Annotated in this window: 20 protein-coding genes; 15 read left to right on the top strand and 5 right to left on the bottom strand. The window is 74.7% G+C overall.

Annotated features, from left to right (window positions below):
- Positions 1–67 precede the first annotated feature (67 nt).
- From ABZ815_RS34965 to ABZ815_RS34920, 10 genes are all read left to right on the top strand, one after another.
- The gene (locus ABZ815_RS34965) at positions 68–640 is read left to right on the top strand and encodes a TetR/AcrR family transcriptional regulator (RefSeq protein ID WP_357705566.1); all 573 of its coding nucleotides are present in this window, start codon (positions 68–70) and stop codon (positions 638–640) included.
- Positions 637–2,016: a DHA2 family efflux MFS transporter permease subunit gene (locus ABZ815_RS34960; protein WP_357705477.1), complete on the top strand. Its 1,380-nt coding sequence runs from the start codon at positions 637–639 to the stop codon at positions 2,014–2,016. Before ABZ815_RS34965 ends, ABZ815_RS34960 begins: the two co-directional genes overlap by 4 nt.
- Entirely contained in the window at positions 2,013–2,519 is a 507-nt protein-coding gene (locus ABZ815_RS34955) for an FBP domain-containing protein (protein WP_357705476.1), read from the top strand. Before ABZ815_RS34960 ends, ABZ815_RS34955 begins: the two co-directional genes overlap by 4 nt.
- Positions 2,520–2,751: 232 nt before the next feature.
- Positions 2,752–3,141: a hypothetical protein gene (locus tag ABZ815_RS34950; protein ID WP_357705475.1), complete on the top strand. Its 390-nt coding sequence runs from the start codon at positions 2,752–2,754 to the stop codon at positions 3,139–3,141.
- A 67-nt stretch (positions 3,142–3,208) separates the two neighbouring features.
- A complete protein-coding gene (locus ABZ815_RS34945; protein WP_357705474.1) occupies positions 3,209–3,775 on the top strand; it encodes a toxin-antitoxin system HicB family antitoxin in 567 nt (188 codons plus the stop codon).
- The gene (locus tag ABZ815_RS34940; RefSeq protein WP_357705473.1) at positions 3,775–4,713 is read left to right on the top strand and encodes a DUF4097 family beta strand repeat-containing protein; all 939 of its coding nucleotides are present in this window, start codon (positions 3,775–3,777) and stop codon (positions 4,711–4,713) included. Before ABZ815_RS34945 ends, ABZ815_RS34940 begins: the two co-directional genes overlap by 1 nt.
- Positions 4,714–4,730: 17 nt before the next feature.
- Positions 4,731–5,696, top strand: a complete 966-nt coding sequence (locus ABZ815_RS34935; RefSeq protein WP_357705472.1) for an ATP-binding cassette domain-containing protein — start codon at positions 4,731–4,733, stop codon at positions 5,694–5,696.
- Positions 5,693–6,496 (top strand): ABC transporter permease, encoded by an 804-nt coding sequence (locus tag ABZ815_RS34930; protein ID WP_357705471.1) that lies wholly within the window; start codon positions 5,693–5,695, stop codon positions 6,494–6,496. Before ABZ815_RS34935 ends, ABZ815_RS34930 begins: the two co-directional genes overlap by 4 nt.
- Positions 6,493–6,999 (top strand): DUF1707 domain-containing protein, encoded by a 507-nt coding sequence (locus ABZ815_RS34925; RefSeq protein ID WP_357705470.1) that lies wholly within the window; start codon positions 6,493–6,495, stop codon positions 6,997–6,999. The genes ABZ815_RS34930 and ABZ815_RS34925 overlap by 4 nt, the downstream gene beginning before the upstream one ends.
- 184 nt (positions 7,000–7,183) lie before the next feature.
- Complete coding sequence (locus tag ABZ815_RS34920; protein ID WP_357705469.1) at positions 7,184–8,182, top strand: helix-turn-helix domain-containing protein; 999 nt, start codon at positions 7,184–7,186, stop codon at positions 8,180–8,182.
- A gap of 37 nt (positions 8,183–8,219) precedes the next feature.
- On the opposite strand, the gene ABZ815_RS34915 is transcribed toward ABZ815_RS34920, so the two are convergent.
- Positions 8,220–10,328, bottom strand: a complete 2,109-nt coding sequence (locus ABZ815_RS34915) for a prolyl oligopeptidase family serine peptidase (RefSeq protein ID WP_357705468.1) — start codon at positions 10,326–10,328, stop codon at positions 8,220–8,222.
- 406 nt (positions 10,329–10,734) lie between these two features.
- Here ABZ815_RS34915 and ABZ815_RS34910 point away from each other — a divergent pair, with 406 nt between their 5' ends.
- Positions 10,735–11,523, top strand: coding sequence for a putative protein N(5)-glutamine methyltransferase (locus ABZ815_RS34910; protein WP_357705565.1), 789 nt, complete (start codon positions 10,735–10,737; stop codon positions 11,521–11,523).
- 132 nt (positions 11,524–11,655) lie between these two features.
- Here the strand turns inward: ABZ815_RS34910 and ABZ815_RS34905 are convergent, their stop codons facing one another.
- The 3 genes from ABZ815_RS34905 to ABZ815_RS34895 form a co-directional block, all read right to left on the bottom strand.
- On the bottom strand, positions 11,656–12,003 hold the full coding sequence (locus ABZ815_RS34905; RefSeq protein ID WP_357705467.1) for a WGxxGxxG family protein: 348 nt from the start codon (positions 12,001–12,003) through the stop codon (positions 11,656–11,658).
- 184 nt (positions 12,004–12,187) lie between these two features.
- On the bottom strand, positions 12,188–13,558 hold the full coding sequence (locus tag ABZ815_RS34900; protein ID WP_357705466.1) for a diaminopimelate decarboxylase: 1,371 nt from the start codon (positions 13,556–13,558) through the stop codon (positions 12,188–12,190).
- Between the two features lie 151 nt (positions 13,559–13,709).
- Positions 13,710–15,314, bottom strand: a complete 1,605-nt coding sequence (locus ABZ815_RS34895) for a helix-turn-helix domain-containing protein (RefSeq protein ID WP_357705465.1) — start codon at positions 15,312–15,314, stop codon at positions 13,710–13,712.
- Positions 15,315–15,359: 45 nt separating this feature from the next.
- Here ABZ815_RS34895 and ABZ815_RS34890 point away from each other — a divergent pair, with 45 nt between their 5' ends.
- Positions 15,360–15,893 carry a hypothetical protein gene (locus ABZ815_RS34890; RefSeq protein ID WP_357705464.1) on the top strand — a complete coding sequence of 178 codons (534 nt, stop codon included), beginning with the start codon at positions 15,360–15,362 and terminating at the stop codon, positions 15,891–15,893.
- Between the two features lie 61 nt (positions 15,894–15,954).
- Here the strand turns inward: ABZ815_RS34890 and ABZ815_RS34885 are convergent, their stop codons facing one another.
- Complete coding sequence (locus ABZ815_RS34885; protein WP_357705463.1) at positions 15,955–16,719, bottom strand: SpoIIE family protein phosphatase; 765 nt, start codon at positions 16,717–16,719, stop codon at positions 15,955–15,957.
- Between the two features lie 284 nt (positions 16,720–17,003).
- On the opposite strand from ABZ815_RS34885, the gene ABZ815_RS34880 reads away from it, so the two are divergent.
- The 3 genes from ABZ815_RS34880 to ABZ815_RS34870 are packed head-to-tail and all read left to right on the top strand — an operon-like array spanning position 17,004 to position 19,983.
- Positions 17,004–18,206, top strand: a complete 1,203-nt coding sequence (locus tag ABZ815_RS34880; protein WP_357705462.1) for a hypothetical protein — start codon at positions 17,004–17,006, stop codon at positions 18,204–18,206.
- A complete protein-coding gene (locus ABZ815_RS34875; protein ID WP_357705461.1) occupies positions 18,203–19,321 on the top strand; it encodes a hypothetical protein in 1,119 nt (372 codons plus the stop codon). Before ABZ815_RS34880 ends, ABZ815_RS34875 begins: the two co-directional genes overlap by 4 nt.
- Positions 19,291–19,983: a sigma factor-like helix-turn-helix DNA-binding protein gene (locus tag ABZ815_RS34870; RefSeq protein WP_357705460.1), complete on the top strand. Its 693-nt coding sequence runs from the start codon at positions 19,291–19,293 to the stop codon at positions 19,981–19,983. The genes ABZ815_RS34875 and ABZ815_RS34870 overlap by 31 nt, the downstream gene beginning before the upstream one ends.
- Positions 19,984–20,015 lie beyond the last annotated feature (32 nt).

Raw genomic sequence — 20,015 nt, 5'->3', positions numbered from 1 at the left:
GCGAAACCTAGGAGTCCTAGGATAAAACCTAGGGTGGTTAGGTTTGCTGCTGCGGAGGTGGAACATGATGGCTCGGGCGGGTCTGACGGCGGACCGCGTGACGGAGGCGGCCGGGGAACTGGCCGACGAGGCCGGGTTCGACAACCTGACGGTCTCGGCGCTGGCGCGCCGCTTCGGCGTCGCGGACGCGAGCCTCTACTCCCACGTCAGGAACCTCCAGGACCTGCGCGTACGCGTGGCGCTGCGGGCCGCCCGCATCCAGGCCGACGCCCTGACCACGGCGGTCGCCGGCAAGGCGGGCAAGGACGCGCTGGCCGCCTTCGCCGCCGCCTACCGCGACTTCGCCCTGGCCCACCCGGGCCTGTACGAGGCCACCCAGCTCCGGCTCGACCCCGAGATCGTCGCCGCGTGCGCCGACGTGCAGCGCATCTTCACCACCACCAACGCCGTCGTGGCCGCGTACGGGCTGCCCGAACCGGCCCACACCGACGCCATCCGGCTGCTCCGCAGCACCTTCCACGGCTTCACCAACCTGGAGGCCCGCGGCGGCTTCCAGGCCTCCCGCGACGTCCGGCAGTCGTGGGACGCGATCATCGACGCGCTCGACAGCGCCCTCAGGCATTGGCAGGTGTCCCCATGACCGGCACAAGCGCGCACGCGCGCACCGCAGGGCCTCCGCCCGGCCTCGACCGGCGGCTGGTGACGGTCGCCGGGGTGCTCACCCTCGGCGCGTTCACCGCGCTGCTCGACGGCACCGTCGTCGGAGTCGCCACGCACACCCTGGCCCGCACGTTCTCCGCCGACCTGGCGGCCACCCAATGGGTGACCACCGCCTACTTGCTCGCCCTGGCCGCGGTCATCCCGGCGACCGGGTGGGCCGCCCGGCGGTTCGGCGCGGGAACGGCCTGGACCGTCTCGCTCGGCGTGTTCCTGGCCGGCTCGATCCTGTGCGGGTCGGCCTGGTCGCTCGGCAGCCTCGTCGCCTTCCGCGTCGTGCAGGGGGCGGGGGCGGGCATGTTGTTCCCGCTCAGCCGGATCATCGTCGTCGAGCTGGCGGGGCGCGACCGGCTCGGCCGGATGATGGCGCTGATGGCCGTACCCGCCGTGTTCGCGCCCGTCCTCGGGCCGGTCGTCGGCGGCGTGCTGCTGGAGGCGTTGTCGTGGCGGTGGGTGTTCCTGGTCAACGTCCCGTTCGTGGCGGCCGGCGTCGTCCTCTCCGCCCTGTACGTCCGCACCGCCCGGCCTGACGGCCCGGCCGAACGCCTCGACCTGGCCGGCCTGCTCGGCGTGAGCGGCGGCCTGACCCTGCTGCTCCACGGGCTGAGCGGGGCCGGTGAGCCCGTCGCCGCGCTGACCGCGGCGGCCGGCGCGCTGCTGCTGGCCGGCTGTCTGTGGCGGGCCGCCCGCACCTCAGGGCCGCGGATCGTCGAGCCCGGCCTGTTCCGCGACCGGGCCTTCGCCGCCTCCGCCGCGCTGGCCTTCCTGGCGAACTTCTCCCTGTTCGCCGCCGTGTTCCTGGTGCCGCTGTTCTTCCAGACGGCCGAAGGCTCCGGGGTGCTCGGCGCCGGGCTGGTCCTCGCGCCGCAGGGGCTCGGCATGCTCGTCGCGGTGCTCGCCGCCGGCCGGCTCATCGACCTCAACGGCAACCCGCGCCGGATCGTCGTCACGGGCCTGGTCCTGCTGGCGGCCGGGACGCTGCCGTTCGCGCTGGCCGACCCGGGCACGGGCACGGCGCTGCTGCCGGTGGCGCTGTTCGTGCGCGGGGTGGGGGCGGCTCTCGCCGTCTCACCCACCATGATCACCCTCTACCACTCGCTGCCGCCGGCCAAGGTGCCCGCCGCGACCACCGCCAACGCCATCGGCCAGCAGGTAGGCGCGGCGGCCGGCACCGCCTGTGTGGCCGTGCTGCTCCAGCACGGCGGCTACCGGCCCGCCTTCTGGGTCACCCTGGCCGCCGTCGCGCTCTGCCTCCTGCCCGCCCTGTTCCTCCCGTCCTCGAAAGCAGGCACGTCATGAACCCCGTCACCGAGAACGAGATCCGCTCGTCCTTCGTCAACTGCTCCAAGGGCGAGGCCCGCAGGCTCGCCGTCCCCCGGGGGCTGTCCGAGCTGCCCTGGCCCGACCTCGACTTCCTGGGCTGGCGCGATCCGGGGGCGCCCGAGCGCGCGTACCTGGTGGCCGAGCGCGGCGGCGCGGCGGTCGGCGTCGCGCTGCGGCTCGGCCAGGAGGTGCGCAGGAGCTTCACCAAGAGCACGCTGTGCTCGATCTGCGTGACCCCGCACGCCGGGACCGGGGTCGCGCTGTTCACCGCGCCCCGGGTCGGCGCGGCGGGGCGGCAGGGCAACACGGTGGGCGCGTACATGTGCTCCGACCTGGCCTGCTCCCTGTACGTGCGGGAGCTGAAGCAGACCGAGCTGGGCGTCCGGTTCGAGTCGCTGACCGTGCCCGAACGCGTCGCCCGCGCCGCGGTCAACCTGGACGCCTTCCTCGACAAGGTGCTCGACGGCGCCCTCGCCTGAAGGGCGAGCTGGAGGGGCGGCGTCCAGCTCGCGTCGCAGGGCGGGAAGGGCCACCCGCGGCGTCGGCCGACACGTCTGCGCCCTCAGGCGCCCGACGCCGGCGCGGAACGCCGCCCTCGACTTGGACCCCCGCGACGGCCGCCCGGTTCCCCGGTTCCGGAACCGGTGTCCTTCCCGATCGGCGCCCGCCGGAGAACGGTGGACTGTCGGACCCGCCTGCGACACTGCCCCGATGTTGATACTGGAATTGTTGCGTCCGGTGATACGGGCCGCGTGGGGGCCCGACACCTGCGACACCGCCGCGCGGGAGGAATGGCGGCCCGCCAACCCCGCCAGAGGGCAGTGCGGCACGACCGCCCTGGTGGTCCATGACCTGCTCGGGGGAGACCTGATCCTGGCCGAGGTGCAAGCCGATGGCGTCAAGGTCGGGCACCACTACTGGAACCGCCTGCCCGACGGCACCGAGATCGACTTCGCCGAGGACCAGTTCCACCCGGGTGAGGTCGTCGTGAACCCCCAGGTCCAGCAGCGTCCTCCGGACGCGCCGCGCCGCTGCCGGGAGGAGTACGAGCTGCTGCGTCACCGCGTCGTCACCGCGCTGTCCCCGTCCCTGCCCGGCTGAGGCGTGACGCCATAGTGACGTCATAGCGCGGTTGCGATGGCGTCACTCTGCATGTCATGATGGCGTCATGGACCTTGCGCCGTATGTGGACCAACTCCGGCGCGAGCTCATGCTCGCCGCCGGCACGGGCGGCGAGGAAGCTCGTGCGCTGGCCGAACACTTCTCCGCGACGCTGGCGTCGGCCGCCCGCCTCGCCCTGCTGGAGGCCCTGTCGGCCGCCGCGGACGAGATCACCCAGGACCTCGCGCCCGGGTCGGTCGAGGTGCGCCTGCGCGGGCGCGACCCCGCCTTCGTCGTGACGCCACCGCCCGCCGCCCATCCGTTCGCGGAGGAGGGCGAAGCCGCCACGGGTGGTGCCATGGGTGCGGCAGGGCCGGGCGCGCACCCGCCACCGCCACCGCCCGCGCCGCCGCCTTCCGACGCCGACGAGGGTGGTACGTCCCGGATCTCGCTCCGGGTCCCCGAGGCGCTCAAGCCGCGCATCGAGGAGGCCGCCGCGCGCGAAGGGCTGTCGGTCAACGCCTGGCTGGTCCGCGCCGTCTCGGCGGCCCTCGACCCCGGCGACGCCGCCCGCCGCACCCCCCGCGGCCCCGCCCGGCAGACCGGCAACCGCTACAGCGGCTGGGTGCGCTGATGACCATGCCGACCGACGACAAGGAGTCCGGAATGCCGGCCTTCGACACGCCCCGACCCATCGTCGTCCTCCTCGACCTGGGGACCGCCGCCGTCCGCGTCGTCGCGGGCGACCGTGCGGACACCGTGGTCGAGGTCCGCCCGAGCGACGAGCACAACGACGCCGACGTGCAGGCGGCCCGGCACGTCCAGGTCCATCACGCCGACGGCAGGCTCACGGTGGCCGCCGACAAGGAGCAGGGAGCGCCGGTCCTCGGCTGGGGGCTCTCGCTCGGCAAGCTCGTCGAGTCGCCCGCCGACTGGGCGCGTTCGCTGCTGCTCGGCACGGGCTCGGTGGACGTCACGATCGAGCTGCCGGCCGGATCCCGCCTCGACGCCAAGACGCCCGGCGGCGTCTCCTGCCGCGGCCTGCTCGGCGAGGTGACCGTCACCACCACGTACGGCGACATCCGCGTCGAGGAGGCGGGCCGGCTGCGCCTGAAGAGCGCCCACGGCAACGTCTCCGTCACCCGCGCCCGCGGGCACGCCGAGATCACCACGAACCACGGCGACATCCGGGTCGGCGAGATCGACGGCGCCGCCGCGGTCAAGACCGCCCACGGCGAGGTGCGCCTCGGCGTGGTGACCGGCGAGCTGCGGCTCAACAGCGCCCACGGCGACATCACCGTCGACCGCCCGCTGGCCGGCGTCGTCGCCAAGACCGCCTACGCCGGCGTGCAGATCCACGAGATGTCCTCCGGCGCGGTCGTCATGGAGACCACCGGCGGCGGCCTCGACCTCGGCGTCCGGGCGGGCACCGCCGCCTGGCTGGACGTCAGCTCCAGGTACGGCACGGTCGACGTCACCCTCGACCCGGGCGACGACCCCGGCGACGGGGCGGCGATCGTCGAGGTCCGCGCCCACACCACCCATGGGGACATCGTCATCCACCGTTCCTGACGAGCTAGGAGACCGACATGCCTGACGCGATCGTGGCCGAAGGACTGACCAAGAGATACGGCGACGTGGCCGCCCTCGACGGGATGGACCTGACCGTCCCCGAAGGGACGGTGCTGGGCCTGCTGGGCCCCAACGGCGCCGGCAAGACCACCACGGTGAGGATCCTCACCACGCTCCTGCGACCGGACGCCGGCCACGCCACCGTGGCCGGGCTCGATGTCGTGCGCGACGCCCACCGGCTGCGCGCCCGCATCGGCGCCTCCGGCCAGTACGCCGCCGTCGACGACCACTTGACCGGCGCCGAGAACCTGGAGATGGTCGGCCGCCTCTACCACCTGGGCACCAGGCCCAGCCGCGAGCGCGCCCGCGAGCTGCTGGAGCGCTTCGACCTCACCGACGCCGCCGACCGCCCGGTGCGCGGCTACTCCGGCGGCATGCGCCGCCGCCTCGACCTGGCCGGCGCGCTGGTCGCCAACCCGCCCGTGCTCTTCCTGGACGAGCCCACCACCGGCCTCGACCCGCGCGCCCGGATCAGCCTGTGGGACGTCATCGCCGAGCTCGTCCGGGAGGGCACCACCGTCCTGCTGACCACCCAGTACCTGGAGGAGGCCGACCGGCTGGCCGACCGCATCGCGGTGGTCGACCAGGGGCGGGTGATCGCGCGAGGCACGGCCGAGGAGCTGAAGGACCAGGTCGGCGGCGACCGCATCCAGGTCTCGGTGACCAGCGCGGCGAACCTGGAGACCGCCGCCCGCGCCCTGGCGCCGCTGGCCCTGGGGGACGTGCAGATCGACGCCGCCGCGCTGCGGATGACCATCCCGGTGACCGGCGGCGCGGCCGCGCTGACCCAGGCGCTCGGCCACCTGGCCGCCGAGCGGATCGCCGTCCGCGACGCCGGGCTGCGCCGGCCCACCCTCGACGACGTGTTCCTCACCCTCACAGGACGCCAGGCCGACGAGAAGACCAAGGAGACCGTCCGATGAACGCCCTCCAGCTGGCCGCCGCCGACGGCCTGACCATCGCCAAGCGCAACGCGCTGAAGATCCGCAGAGCCCCCGACCTGCTGGGCGGCGTGATCATGCTGCCCATCGTGTTCGTGGTGCTGTTCACCTACGTCTTCGGCAGCATGATCGAGCTGCCCGGCATGTCCTACGGCGAGTACCTGCTCCCCGGGATCTTCGTCATGACGATCGTCACCAGCGCGCAGATCACCGGCTACACGCTGACCCAGGACCTGCAGAAGGGCATCTTCGACCGGTTCCGCACCCTGCCGATGTCCCCGACGGCGGTGCTCACCGGCCAGACCCTCAGCGACGTCATCATGAACGTCACCAGCATCGCCACCATGGCGCTCGTCGGCCTGCTGGTCGGCTGGCGCGTCCACAGCTCACCGGCGCAGGCGGCCCTCGGGTTCGCGATGCTGCTGCTGTTCGCCTACGCCTTCTCCTGGGTGACGGCCACGGTCGCGCTGGCCCTGCGCACGCCCGAGGTGTTCAACAACATCGCCACGCTGACGTCGTTGCCGCTGGTCTTCCTGTCCAACGCGTTCGCCGACAGCTCGCGCCTGCCCGGCCCGCTGCGGCCGATCGCCGAATGGAACCCGGTCTCCACGCTCGTCCAGGCCGCGCGTGAGCTGTTCGGCAACACCAGCGCCGCCCTGCCCCAGCCCGGCGCCTGGCCGCTGCGGCACGCCGTGCCGGTGTCGCTGCTGTGGTCGGTCCTGCTCCTGGTCGTGTTCGTGCCGCTGGCGACGCGGCTGTACAAGAGGGCCGTCAGCCGATGAACACAGTCTCGGGCGCTGACCGCGAGCGGGCGGTCGAGCTGGTCCAGCAGGCGTACGCGGACGGCCGGCTCGACCCCGCCGAGCTGGAACGCCGGCTCGAACTGGCGCTCACCGCCACCTCCTCCCACGAGCTGGCGCCGATCGTCGGCGACCTGCCGGACGAGGCGGTCCATCTGTCCTCCACCGGCGGCAGCGTCACACGCACCGGCGACTGGGCGGTCCCGCGACGGCTGCGCGTCGACTCCAAGTACGGCAAGGTGCGGCTCGACCTGTCGCGGGCCCACGTCCCGTACGCGCGGATCGACATCGAACTCCAGCTGGCCTACGGCAGCGCCACGATCATCCTGCCGGTGGGCGCCACGGCGAACACCGACGGGGTGCGTTCCGAATGGGGGCGCGTGACCTGCAAGGTCCCCGGCCGCCCGAACCCCGGTCATCCGCACGTCCAGGTGACCGGCGACCTGCCCCACGGCCGCCTCGTCATCCGCCCCGCCCGCCGATGACCCAGGCCGGGCGTCCGCCATGCCCGTCGCGGTGAGCATGGCGGACCGGCCGTGCCCGCCTCGGCCGTGGAAGCCGGCCGGGCCGGTCCGCCCGCCAGGGATGGGGCCGGGCCGGAACACGCGGGTCGTGGCCCGTCAATCGGATGGTGATCGTGCTGCCAGCCGGCCGGGTGAGTATGCCGGCATGACCAGGGGAACGTTGAAGATCATCTTCACCGGGGAGGACCTGGCCCGGGTACGCATCGCCTCCCGCGTCGACGAGCTGTGGGAGATGGCGATGAGCCTGCACGTGCTGCAGCGGCCCGGCGGCGGCCAGGACATGGCGGCCTGGCGGCGGCGGGCGCGTGCCGACCTGTCCGGATCGGGGCTGCTGCGGCCGGTGCGCGAGACGCTGGTCCCGCTGATGCCGATCAAGGCCTACTTCCCCGACTTCCTGACCCCGTACGAGGCCCAGGCGGGGTTGCGGAACGGCGTCGAGGTGCTGGCCGACACCCCGGCCGTCCGGGTGCGCCACGAGATCGACCGGCTGCGCCGGCACGTCAGCCTGCCCGCCGCCCTCGACGGCCTGGCCCGCGGCCACCGGCGTGCGCTCCGCCACCTGGCCCACCTGGCCGGCCGCTACTGCGAGGTCGCCTTCGACCCCCACCGCGCCACGATGGAACGCGCGCTCGGCCGCGAACGCGCCAGGCTCACCCGGCTGCTCACGGACCAGGGCGTGGACGCCATGCTCTCCGCTCTCACGCCGAGCACCCGCTGGCGGCCGCCCGTCCTGGAGACCGACTACGCCCCCGGCCGCTACGAGATCCACCTCGGCGGCCGGGGACTGACCCTGATCCCGTCCTACTTCTGCCGTTGCACCCCGGTCGCGCTGGCCGACCCCAGCCTGCCTCCCGTCCTGATCTTCCCGGCCCCGCGCCGCGCCCCCGAACCCGGCCCCGGCGACCCGCTGCCCGACCTCCTCGGGGCCAACCGGGCCCGCATCCTGCGCTGCGTCGCCGCCACCACCGGCTGCACCACCAGCGAGCTGGCCCGCCGTACCGGCACCTCGCTGTCGTCGGCCAGCGCCCACGCCCAGGTGCTGCACCGCGCGGGCCTGATCGCCAGCACCCGGCACGCCAACATGGTCATCCACCAGCTCACCCACCTGGGCGCGGGCCTGCTCACCGGCCGAACCCCCTCCTGACGGCACAGCCGGGCCGCTCAAAGCGGGGCTCGGCGGGCTACGGGGTCAGGTGCCGGCGCAGGAAGTCGAGCTGGAGGAGGAGCAGGCCCTCGAACACGTCCTCGTCGGAGGTCGGGGCGTGGGAGGCGCCGGACAGCGGAAGCACCTCGTGCGGGCGTCCCGCGGCCAGCAGTGCGGACGACAGGCGCAGCGTGCCCGCCGGGAACACGTTGTCGTCGGACAGGCCGTGGGCGAGTTGCAGGGGCCGGGACAGGGTGTGCGCCTCGACCAGCGTCGAGCAGGCGTCGTAGCGCTCGGGGTGGCGGTCGGGGTGGCCGAGGAAGCGTTCGCGCCAGTGGGTGTCGTACAGGCGCTGCTCGCTCGGGGCGGCCCCGGCGACGGCGGCGTGGAAGACGTCGGGACGGCGCAGCACCGCCATGACGGCCAGCGTGCCCGCGTACGACCAGCCGCGTATGGCGACCCGGCGCAGGTCCAGCCCGGGGTGGCGCTCGGCGACCGCGTGCAGGGCGGCCACCTGGTCCTCCAGCACGGGGCCGAACATGTCGCCGTGCACCTCGCGCTCCCAGTCGGGGCCGCGGCCCGGCGTGCCGGCCCCGTCGGTGACCAGGACGGCGAACCCCTGCTCGGCGAACCACTGCGAGACGAACATCATCGGCGCCTGCTCGTCGGTGACGCGGCGCGCGGCCGGCCCCGCGTACGGGTCCAGCAGGACGGGCAGCGCCGGGTCGCCGGGGCGGTGCCAGGAGGGCAGGTGCAGGTGGCTGCGCAGTTCGCGCCGGGTGGTGACGAGCGACAGGCGGCGCAGCGTCAACACGGGCCGCTGCGCCACGGACACAATCTCGACCCCGGCCTCGACCCCGGCCTCGACCCCGGCCTCGACCCCGGCCTCGGCCTGCGATGCCGCGCCGGGCGGGTCCTGGCGGATCACGTGGGTGCGTTCGCCCGGGTGCTGGGCGGTGCGGGTGACGTGGACGAGGGTGCCCGCTCGCCGCGTCCCGCCGTGCACGCCCGGTGCGACGCTGAGCCGCCGGACGCCCGTCGCCGGGGTGTGCAGCCACAGGTGGGTCTGGACGGGGTCGTCGGAGGCGGTGAAGAGCACGTCGTCGCCGTCCACGCCGAGGACCGCCTCCAGCTGCAGACCGGGCGGCGTGACCGGGACGCCGCCGACGGTGAGCCGCCGGGTGCCGTCCAGGTCGGCGTGGGTGACCAGGCGGCCGGAGCCCGTACGGGCGGGCGTGCCCGGGACGAGCTGGACCCAGCGCGCATCGTGCTGCTCGGCCAGCAGCCGGGTCCGGCCGGAGTCCGGGTCGGCGGCCAGCACCCGGACCGTCCGCTGGTCCCGGCTCTGCACCGACAGGTACGGGCCGTGGGTGTCCCAGCCGGCCGCCGTCACGTACTCGAAGGCGGTCCGGTCCCAGGAGACCTCCACGCGTTCCCCGTCCGGGCGGGCGATCCAGAGGGTGACGTCGGCGTTGGCGGTGCCGGCCGCCGGGTACCGCACGGCACGGGGCGGGCGCGCGGGGTCGGCGGGGTCGCCCACGTGCCAGAGCGCGACGCGGGACTCGTCCACCCGGGTCGTCAGCAGGCGGGCGCCGTCGGGGGACCACCAGTGGCCCCGGGAGCGTCCCATGGAGCCGGACGCGGCGTACTCGGCGACGCCGAACCGCACGTCCGGCCCGTCGGGCTCGGCCACGGCGCGGTCGTCCGCGCCGTCGGCGCCGATCACCCGCAGCGCGCCGCCGGAGAGGTAGGCGACCAGCCGCCCGGACGGGTCGGGGCGCGGGTCGCGGGCCCCGGCGGGCACCGGCAGCGCGCGGGCGACGCCGGTGGCGACGTCCACCGCCCACAGCCCGCCCGCCAGGGTGAACACCGCCAGGGACGCCGCGTCGTCCGTGGCGTAGGAGGCGAGCCCGTGGGCACGGCCGCCGGTCAGCGCGGCGGGGTCGGCGAGCAGCCGCTCCCGCCCGGAGGCGGCGTCCAGGGCCCACAGGCAGGTGACCGGGTCGTCGCCGGCGCGGCTGCGCAGGAACAGCACGAAGGAGCCGTCCGCGGAGACGGTGAAGGCCGAGGGGGCGCCCAGGGTGAACCGCCGGGTGCGGGCGAACTGCCGGGGCAGGCTGATCTTGTCGTCGTCGTGGTGCTGCATGTGTGCCTGGTTTCCTCTCACTGCGGTCCGGTTTTCGGGCACAGCAAAAAGCGCACACCATGGCGGTGCGCGCTTCGTCTGTGTCAGATGATCGGCGGGATGCTGTCGTGCGGCTCCCGCGGCCGCTTCCCGCTCGCCGGGACGATGCCTGCGGTCGAGCTCAGAGACATTCTACTGCATGATCATCGAGCGGGTGGATCCCCGGGAGGCCCCCACGTTTCCGCGAAATCGGCTCTGGTACTGTGACGGTCTCTGGCCGAGATCGTCCTTGGGAGGTGAGACCCATTACCGCTTCGTCAGGCTGGGGCTCCCTTCCGGCACACGTGCGGCCCGCCGGGGCCAGGTGACCGCGGGGAGCGCCCATCGGCATCCCGAAAGGCTCCCCATGCATCCCTCCCCGATCCCCATGCACTCCTCCCCGATCCCCATGTCCACCGTCGTCACCCGGCTGCGCGCCGCCGGCTGCGTCTTCGCCGAGGACGAGGCCGAACTGCTGGTCTCCACCGCGCGTACCGCCGCCGAGCTGGCGGAGATGGTCGAGCGCCGGGCCGGCGGGCTGCCGCTTGAGCACGTCCTGGGCTGGGCGCGGTTCTGCGGGCTGCGCGTCGCCGTCGAGCCCGGCGTGTTCGTGCCGCGTCCGCGCACCGAGTTCCTCATCCGTCAGGCCGTCGCGCTGGCCCGCCGGATCGGCCGTCCGCCCGTCGTCCTCGACCTGTGCTGCGGCACGGGCGCGATGGCGGCCGCGGTCGCGGCCGCGCTAGGGGAGGCCGAGGTGCACGCGGCCGACCTCGATTCCGCCGCCGTGCGCTGCGCCCGGCGCAACCTGCCCGGCGGCCACGTCCACCAGGGCGACCTGTACGACGCCCTGCCCGCCTCGCTGCGCGGCCGCGTCGGCATCCTGATCGCCAGTCCGCCCTACGTGCCCACCGAGTCGGTCGGCCTGCTGCCGCCCGAGGCCCGTCTGCACGAGCCGCTGATGGCGCTCGACGGCGGCGACGACGGGCTCGACGTCGTGCGCCGGGTGATCGCGGGGGCGTCCGGCTGGCTCGCGCCGGGCGGTCACCTGCTGGTGGAGACCAGCGAACGGCAGGCCGCGGCCACCGTCGAGGCCGCCGTGGCCGCCGGGCTCTCGGCGCGCGCCACGGTCTCGGAGGAGCTGGACGCCACCGCCGTCGTCGGCACCCGTCCCGCCTGAAGGGTCCTGGCGGGAAGTCGTCGGTACCCGTCCCGCCTGATGGGTCCTGGCGGGTGCTGGCGGGGAGACGTCGTCGCGGGCAGCGCGGTGCCCGGCGCGCCGGAGCGTGCCGGGCACCGCCCGCGTCCTTCCTTACGGACGCTGCGGGCGAGTGGGGTTGGCGGTGGTCCCCGTCGTGCCGGTGGTGCCGGTCGTGCCGGTGGTCCCCGTCGTGCCGGTGGTGCGGGTGGTGGTGGACATGTGCTCAGCCGTCCCCACCGGGTTGCGGCCCTTGCGCAGGCCGGCCAGCCCCAGCAGGCCGAGCAGCCCCAGCAGGCCCCACAGACCGCCGTTGCCGCCGCCCTCTTCGTGTCTGGTCTCGGTCGGTTGCGGGCTCGGCGTCGCCTGGCTCTGGACGACGGGCGTGTCCGCCACAGCGGTGGCGGCCGGGGCCAGCGCCAAGCAGAATGCCATCCCCAGGCCGGTGAGCGTCTTGCGCATGTGGGTTCCCCCGGATCCGGCGGCTCTCAAGGCGGAGAGGCCGCCTGTCGCGCCTCCCGGGCGACGGCCCGGAAGGTTCCCCCGAAATGGAGCGAGAACTCCATACTCGCCGGTAGACATACCCTCACCCGCGAAAACAATCCCCTTAAACCGGGGCATACCGCCGCATTCGGGACGCGAGGCGTCAGCCGATGGCCGCCAGGAGGCCGGTGAGCGCGTCGGCCTGCGCGAGCCCGCTGGAGGCCGCGATCTCGTCCAGGGTCTGCGCCGGGCGGACCTCGCTCAGCCGCACGTCGCCGTCCGCCGTGACGGTGAAGCCGTGCACGGCCGGATAGGGCAGGCTGTTGTAGGCCCACGGGGTGGAGAAGTAGTAGGCGCCGGTGTCGTACAGCACGACGATGTCGCCCTCGGCCAGCTCCGGCAGCTCCCTGGCGTGCGCGACCACGTCGCCGGCGAAGCAGCACGGGCCCGCGACGTCCTGGGCGAGGAGGGGGCCGTCCTTGGGGTCGCCCGCCGGGCCGTACGCGCCGACCCGCAGCGGCCAGGCGTCCGGCATGAGCACCGTGCGGGTGGCCACCTGCGCGCCCGCGTGGGTGATCGCCACCCGCCGCCCGCCCGCGTCCTTGGTGTACTCCACCAGCGCCGCGACGAAGCCGTTCTTGGCCAGCAGCGACCGGCCGAACTCGGTGACCAGCGCGTACCGGCCGTCGAACAGCCCGGGGACGGCCGCGCGCAGCGTGGCGACGTAGTCGGCGTAGGTGGGGGTCACCTCGTCGTCGTCGAAGTTCACCGGAAGGCCGCCGCCGATGTCGATGCTGGTGATCTGCCGCGCGCCGATCGTCGCGTTGATCTCCTCGGCCAGCCGGTACGTCTCGGCGATGCCCGCCGCGATCAGCTCCAGCGGGCACCCCTGGGAGCCGACGTGCGCGTGCAGGCGGGTCAGCCAGGGCCGTTCGGCGAAGGCGCGGACGACGGCCTCGCGCGCCCCGGGGTCGCGCAGCGCGACGCCGAACTTGGAGGTGGCGGTCGCGGTGCTCATCGCGCCGATCGTCCCGGTGCCGACCTGCGGGTTCACCCGAAGGCCCAGCACCGAGGAGGAGTCCGGCGCGCGCAGCTCGTCGATGCGGCGCAGCTCGTCGAGGCTGTCGGCGTTGACCGCGACGCCCAGCGAGAGGGCCTGGCGCAGCTCCTCGCGGGTCTTGGCGGGGGAGTCGAAGACGATCGTGCCCGGCGCGAACCCGGCGTCCAGCGCGATCCGCAGCTCGCCGGGGCTGGCGACCTCGCACCCCATGCCCGACGCGGCCAGCAGCCGCAGGACGGGGATCAGCGACGCGGCCTTGGCGGCGAAGGTGTGCAGCACGTCCGGAACCTCGCCGAACGCCTCGTGCAGGGCCCTGACCGAGTCCCGCACGCCGGCGGTGTCGAGGAACCCGGCGACGGGCTCGCCGGGGCCGAGCGCGCCGGCGCGCACGGCGTGGCGCAGCACGTGGGCGGCGCGTTCGGCGGTGGTGCCGCGGGCAGGGGCGGGCGCGAGCGTGGCACTGCTCTGGATCACGTCCAAGGCTCCTGGGTGCATCGGGAAAGAGGGAGTTTCGGAGGGGGGCCAGACGAGATTCGGGCATGACCGCAGGCTGAGTCTTCATCCGGTGGGCCAAAGCCCGCCTCCGGCTTTGTCCGTCCGGCCAAGGAAAAGCCGGAGCCCCAGGTCAGCCCGCCAGGCGGACGGCGAGGGTCAGCAGGAGGCGGGTGTCGGGATCGTCGAGGTCGACGCCGAAGCGCTCGCGGACGCGGCGCAGCCGGTAGCGCAGGGTGTTCGGGTGCAGGACCAGCCGGCGGGCGGCCCGGCCGACGTCCCCGGCGGCGTCGAGGTAGGCGGCGATCGAGCGGACCAGCTCGCCGCCCGCGGCCAGGTCGGTGCGCACCAGGTCGTACACCGGGCCGCTGCCGCGCTCCCACACCGGGCGGACGGCGTCCAGCACGCGCAGCACGTCCAGGGCGGGGCCGAGGTCGGCGGCCAGGGCGTGGCGCGGGCCGGCGACGCGGGCGCGCAGGACCCGGACGACCAGGTCGGCCTCCTCCCGCGAGCCCGAAGCGACCAGCGGCGAGGCGGCCACCGAGCCCGCCCCCGCCCACACCGGGGCGGCGCCCGGCGTCGAGGCGGCCAGCCCGTCCAGCTCGCGGGCCAGTCCGGGCACGTCCCGCTCGTCGCCGCCGCGCACCGGCACCAGCGCCAGCACCCGCCCGGTCTCCCGCAGCACCCGCACTCCCGGGCGGTAGGAGGCGGCGTGCAGCGCGAGCACCTCCAGCACCCGCTCACCGGCCGACCCCCGGGCCGCCGCGCCCTCGCCGTCGGGGCCGGCCTCGGCGATCACGACGGCGCAGCGCTGGTCGGGCGGCAGGCCGAGGGTCCAGGCGTGGGTGCTCATGTCGCCCTCGCCGGTCAGCAGGCCGCGCAGCGCGTGCTCCTCGCGCAGCCGCGCGCCGCTCTCCCGCAGCCGGTGCTGCACCAGGTACGGCACCGCCACCTCCGCTGCCCGGCTCAGCGCGCTGGCCGCGTTGGGCGACAGGCTGCGGCCGTCGGCGGCGGCCCAGATCGAGCCCAGCATCTCCCGGCCGCTCCGGATGGCGATGATCAGCCGCTCGGGGGTGCCGCCGTCGGCGGGCCGGTGGATCACCTCGCCGGAGGACCACAGGGTGCGCAGCAGGCCGCTGCGCCGCAGCTCGTCCACCCGCCAGTCGGGCACCCGGCCGCCCAGGATGGTGGAGCGGCGCAGTTCGTCGGCCTCCGGCCCGGTGGCCGAGTGCGCCAGCACGCGGAACTGGGTGTCCTCGATGGTGATCGAGCCGCCGGTGAACTCGGCGACCACCGACGCCAGCGCGGCCAGCCCGCCGCCCGCCGTGGCCTCGGCCATGCGGTCGCCGCGTCCCGCCTCGCCGTAGGCGGCGGCCGAGCGCAGCAGGGTCGCCACGTCGTCCCAGTCGGCCCACTCGGCGCGGGCCAGCAGGGCGATGCCGACCTGCTCGGCCGCGGCGAGCGCGTCGTCGGCCAGGTCCTCGCCGGCGCGCACGACCACCGCCGCGGCGCCGCGCCGGGCCGCCTCGCGGATGGAGGCCGTGGCCGCGCCGGTGGAGTGGAACAGCCCGGCGGCCAGCACGATCCGGCCCCCGTACGAGCGGGCGGGCCCCTCGTCGCCGATGATCATCCCGGACACGTGGACGTCCTGGCCCGAGGGCGCGAGCAGCAGCCGCAGGACGCCGCCCTCGTCGAAGGCGAGCAGCTCGCGGAGGGTGATTTGCCCCCGTTTGTTCATGACGGGGAGCATACGCAGGTGCCGCCACCTGGCAGGCTGGGGGCCATGCGATTCGGCGTACGCCAGTTCGAGCTGGCCCTGATGCACCGCATGCGCGACCTCAATCCGCAACGCGTGGAACAGGCGCTGGCCGACCTGGACGCCTCCCGCGCCGAGCTGCGCGCCGCCCACGCCCACTGGACCCGGCTGGCCCACTCCGCGACCGCGCCCAAGGGCCGGGCCGCGCTGCGGATGGCCCTCGGCCCGCCCGCGTACGCCGGCACGACCCCGTTCGGCAGCCTGACCTGCGACGTGACCCGCTGGCGGCTGCCGTCCTGGCCGGAGCTGGAGTTCGAGGCGCTGACCGGGCCCGGCGGCGAGGTGTGGAACCTGTGGTTCGTGCGGCCCGGCGGCGACCGGCGGCTGTCGTTCGCGGACCTGACCCCGTGGGAGTGCGTCGTGGCCGACGTCGGCGCGAGCTTCCCGGTGAGCGCCCAGGGCGAGGGGGCGGCCCCCCACCACTGGGCGGTCGACTTCACCTGCGCGGGGACGTCCCGCCGCGCCCTGTTCGTGTACGGCCTCTACCAGCGCCTGGCCTGACCTCCGTGCCACCCGGCCCCCGCCTTTGTGCCGGGTGGCACGTTCCAGGGACGGCCGGAGGTCAGGCGGTGACGAAGTCCGCGACGACGAGCGTGGCGTCGTCCTTCGGGGCCGCGGCGGCCACCTCGTCGTACAGCCGGTCCAGGCACGCGGCGGGGGACGGGCCGACGGCCAGCAATTCGGTCAGGCGGTGCTCGCCCAGCGCCTTGAGCACGCCGTCGGTGACGACGGCCACGCGGTCTCCCGGCCGCAGCGGCACGGTGCCGAGCTCGGGGTTCAGCGTGGAGGCCAGGCCGATCCCGCGCAGCAGCGGGCCGTCGTCGAAGGAGTGCGACGTGGTGAGCCGGCGCGGCTTGCCGCCCTTGGCGCAGTGCCAGATCGCGCCGTTGCCGACGTGGGCGAAGCGCAGGCACGGCGTCTCGCCGGGGACGAGCACCAGCAGGTCCATCGTCGTGACCAGCGCCGGCCTGGACGGCGTGCGCACCGCCGCCCGCCGCACGGCCCGGTGGGCGGCCTGGGCGCACTCGTCCATGTCCTCGTCCCACCGGACGGTGTGCTGCGGGCGGGCGGCGACCACGGCGCCCAGGGCCAGGGCCGCCGCCGTGTGCGCGACCTCCGTGCCGCCCTGGCCGTCGGCCAGCGCGATCAGCCGCTCCTGGACGACGTAGGCGTCGGAGGGGTGGCCGTGCGAGCCGTCGTACGTGCCGCCCACGGTCACCAGGCGGGGCCGCGCCGCGGGCATGCCGGGCGGCCAGCCCCCGCGACGACCGCGTACCGCCATCACGGAGAGGCAGCCGAGCAGAATCGAGATCGAGAAAACAGTCATGATCGTCCCTCCGGTCGCGCGCGACGACACCTGTCCAGTACATCCCTTGTGCGGCGGATGCGACTGACGGCTGATCGGCCGTCGTGGCGGCACGACGGCCGATCAGCCGTCATGTCCGCCGCGGGCCGCGCGGCCCACAGTGAGGCAGGCGGCGAACGTGCCCGGAGAGCCGCCGGCCCCCGAGGAAGAGCCATGGAAACAGCTGACCGTCATAACGGGAACAAGCCTGTTCAAAGTCGATATTGTGAGATCCGTCCTGTGCTCTCTTCGCGGGCGGATCGCACATGGCTCACCCCGGTTCCACGGGTCTCCTCAAGTGGCTCCCCAAGTGGCCGCTCAAGAGGCTCGACACGAGATACGACTCCGCGACCCGGCAGCTGGACAAGGCCGTCGCGCGTACCGCCGCGGGCGCGCGCGGCGCCGTCGGCCTGGTGTCGGTGGTCTCGGCCGCGCTCGGCGCGGTCCCGCCGGTCTCGGCCGCGTGGCTGGCGCCCGTCCTGGCGGCCGGCCTGGTGTGGACCGGCCTGTACCTGCGCCGGTTGCGCCGCGAGGAGCCGCTGCCGCACTGGCTGGTGGCCGGGGACGCGGCGACCACCGTGGCGGCCTGCCTGGCCCAAGGGCACCTCGTGCCCGTCCAGGCGTTCGACGCCGGGTCGAGCTGGATCGCGGGGATGGTCACCATGACGATCATCGTCACCGGGGTCACCTGGCGGCCCCGGGTCGCCGTGCCCGCCGGGCTGGCCGTGGCGGGGGCGTACCTGGCCGGGGTGCGGCTCGCGGCGCCGTCCCAGGACGTGGCCGGCACGCTGGGCATCCACCTCGTCCAGCTCCTGGCCATCGTGATGCTGATGACGCTGTTGCGCCGCTCGGCCGCCTCCGCCGACGCGTTCCTGCGCGGGAGCGCGCGGGCCGAGATCGCCCTCATGGTCGAACGCCTGCGCCGCGAGGACGAGCTGCGCCAGGTCGCCAGCATCCACGAGACCGCCCTGCACACCCTGACCATGGTCGGCCTCGGCACCTACGACGAGCCCTCGTCCACCCTGCGCGCCCAGGTGCGCACCGACCTCGCCGCCCTGGAGAAGCTGCGCGACCGGCCGCGCCCCGAGGCCGCCCCCATCGCCCTGGACAGCCTGCTCGACGAGGTGGCCGGCCGCGTGCCCGGTCTGGACGTACGCCGCCGGCTGACCCCGCAGACCGTCCCCGGCGACGTCGCCGAGCACTTCGCCCGCGCCGTCACCGAGGCCCTGGCCAACGTGGCGCGGCACGCCGGCGTGGCCGAGGCCGTCCTGGTCTCCAGCGGGCACGACGGCGAGGTCCGGGTGGAGGTGGCCGACGCGGGCCACGGGTTCGACCAGGACCGCCTGCCGCCCGACCGGTTCGGTGTGCGCGGCTCGATCCTCGACACGATGAACGCGCTGCGCGGCGGCGGCGCCCGGATCTCCTCCGGCGACACCGGTACGCGGGTGAGCATGTGGTGGCGGCCGTGACCGACGACATCGAGCAGGTCGCCCAGCGCTACGCCCGCTACACCGCGCTCGGCGCGGCCGTCATCGCCGGGTTCTGGCACACCGGCTACGACCTCACCGTCACCGTCACCGGCTGGAGTTCCTTCCGCTGGCCGCCGCTCGCCGGGGCCGCCTGGGTCGTCTACACGGTGGTCGGCGTGATCGCGGGGCTGTCGCTCGCGCGCACCTCGCGCGGCCCGGACCGCATCCTCGGCCTGGCCGTCGCGGCGCTGGCCGCCGACGTCGCGGTGATCGTGGCCTGCCGCCCCCAGGGCCTGCTCGGCATCAGCGACTGGGGATGGGGGTCGGTCGGCTGGCTGGGCGTCATGCTGGCCTGGAACCGGCCGCGCTGGCGGGCGGAGCTGGGCGCGTTCCTCGCCGTCAACGCCGCCGTCATGCTGGCCGCGATGGCCGTGGCCGGGACGCTCGACCGGGTCTCGGTCGCCAAGTACCTGGTGGTCATCGTCGGCGGCGTCACCATGCAGCTCGGCTACACCGCCGGCTGCGCCCTGCTGCGCGCCCGCGCCGAGGACGCCGTGCTGCTGGCCCGCAGGCTCGCCGCCGACGACGCCTGGCGGGAGTCGGCCAGGAGCATCCACGCCGACCGCATCCGCAGGTACGCCGCCATCAGGGACGTGGCCGAGTCGCTGCTCCAGCGCCTCGCCGACGGCGCCGACCCCGGCGACCCCCGGGTCCGCGAGGACTGCACGGCCGGCGCCATGCGGCTGCGCCGCCTGATCACCGAACGCGAGGACGTGCCCGACGCGCTGGTGGCCGCCCTGCGCGAGCGCATCGACGCGGCCGAGCGGCGCCAGGTGCTGGTGACCGCGCCGCCGTTCGGCGAGAATCTGCCCGCGCTGCCCGAGGGCGTGCGGGAGGATCTGCTCAGGGCGCCCGTCCTGGCGCTGGACGGCGCCCGCTCGCGGGCCAGGGTCACCGTGTCGGCGATGTCGGCCATGGTGAGCGTGGCCGTCGTCGCCGACAACGACGACCTGCCGGTCAGCCCCACCCCGGTGCGCGAGCCCAGCGGGGTCGTGGTCACCTACCAGCGCCAGGGAGGGGAGGTATGGGTCAACAGCATCTGGCAGCGCCCGTGACGGTCGCCCTGGTCGAGGACCACCAGGTCGTGGTGGACGGCGTGCGCTCCTGGTTCGGGCCGGGCAGCGGCGTGGAGCTGGTCGCCCAGGGGCCCACGATCGAGTCGGTCCGCGGCGTGCCCGCCGACGTGCTGCTGCTCGACCTCAACCTCAACGGCACGATGGTCGCCGACCGGGTGGGCGGGCTGTGCGCGGACGGCCAGCGCGTGATCGTCTTCTCCGAGCACGAGGAGCCCGAGATCGTCCGCGCGGTGCTGGACGCGGGCGCGTCGGCGTTCATCGGCAAGGGACGCGCCACCCGTGAGTCCTGCCTGGAGACGATCATGGAGGTGGCCGCCGACCGGCCGTCCGTGACGTTGCCCATGGCCCAGGCCATCGCCACGGACGAGGGCCCGCACCGCCCCCAGCTCTCGGACAAGGAGCGGGCGGCGCTGCTGTTCTGGTTCCAGTCGATGTCGAAGGCGTCGGTCGCGGCCCGCATGGGCATCAAGGAACGCACCGTGCGCCAGTACATCGACCGGGCCAGGGTCAAGTACGCGGCGGCCGGCCGGCCCGCGCCGACGAAGGAGAAACTGCTCATCTGCGCCATCCAGGACGGCCTGATCCGCCCCGACGAGGTCGGGATCTACACCTCCCACGCCCGCCAGGGCCCGCCCTCCTGACGCTCGGGCCCCTTCACCGGTCCCCTTCCTCG

The sequence above is a fragment of the Nonomuraea sp. NPDC047529 genome, assembly GCF_040642995.1.
Lineage (GTDB): Bacteria > Actinomycetota > Actinomycetes > Streptosporangiales > Streptosporangiaceae > Nonomuraea.
The sequence above is the reverse complement of the archived record's forward strand: the minus strand, read 5'-3'. Positions and strand labels throughout refer to the sequence as shown.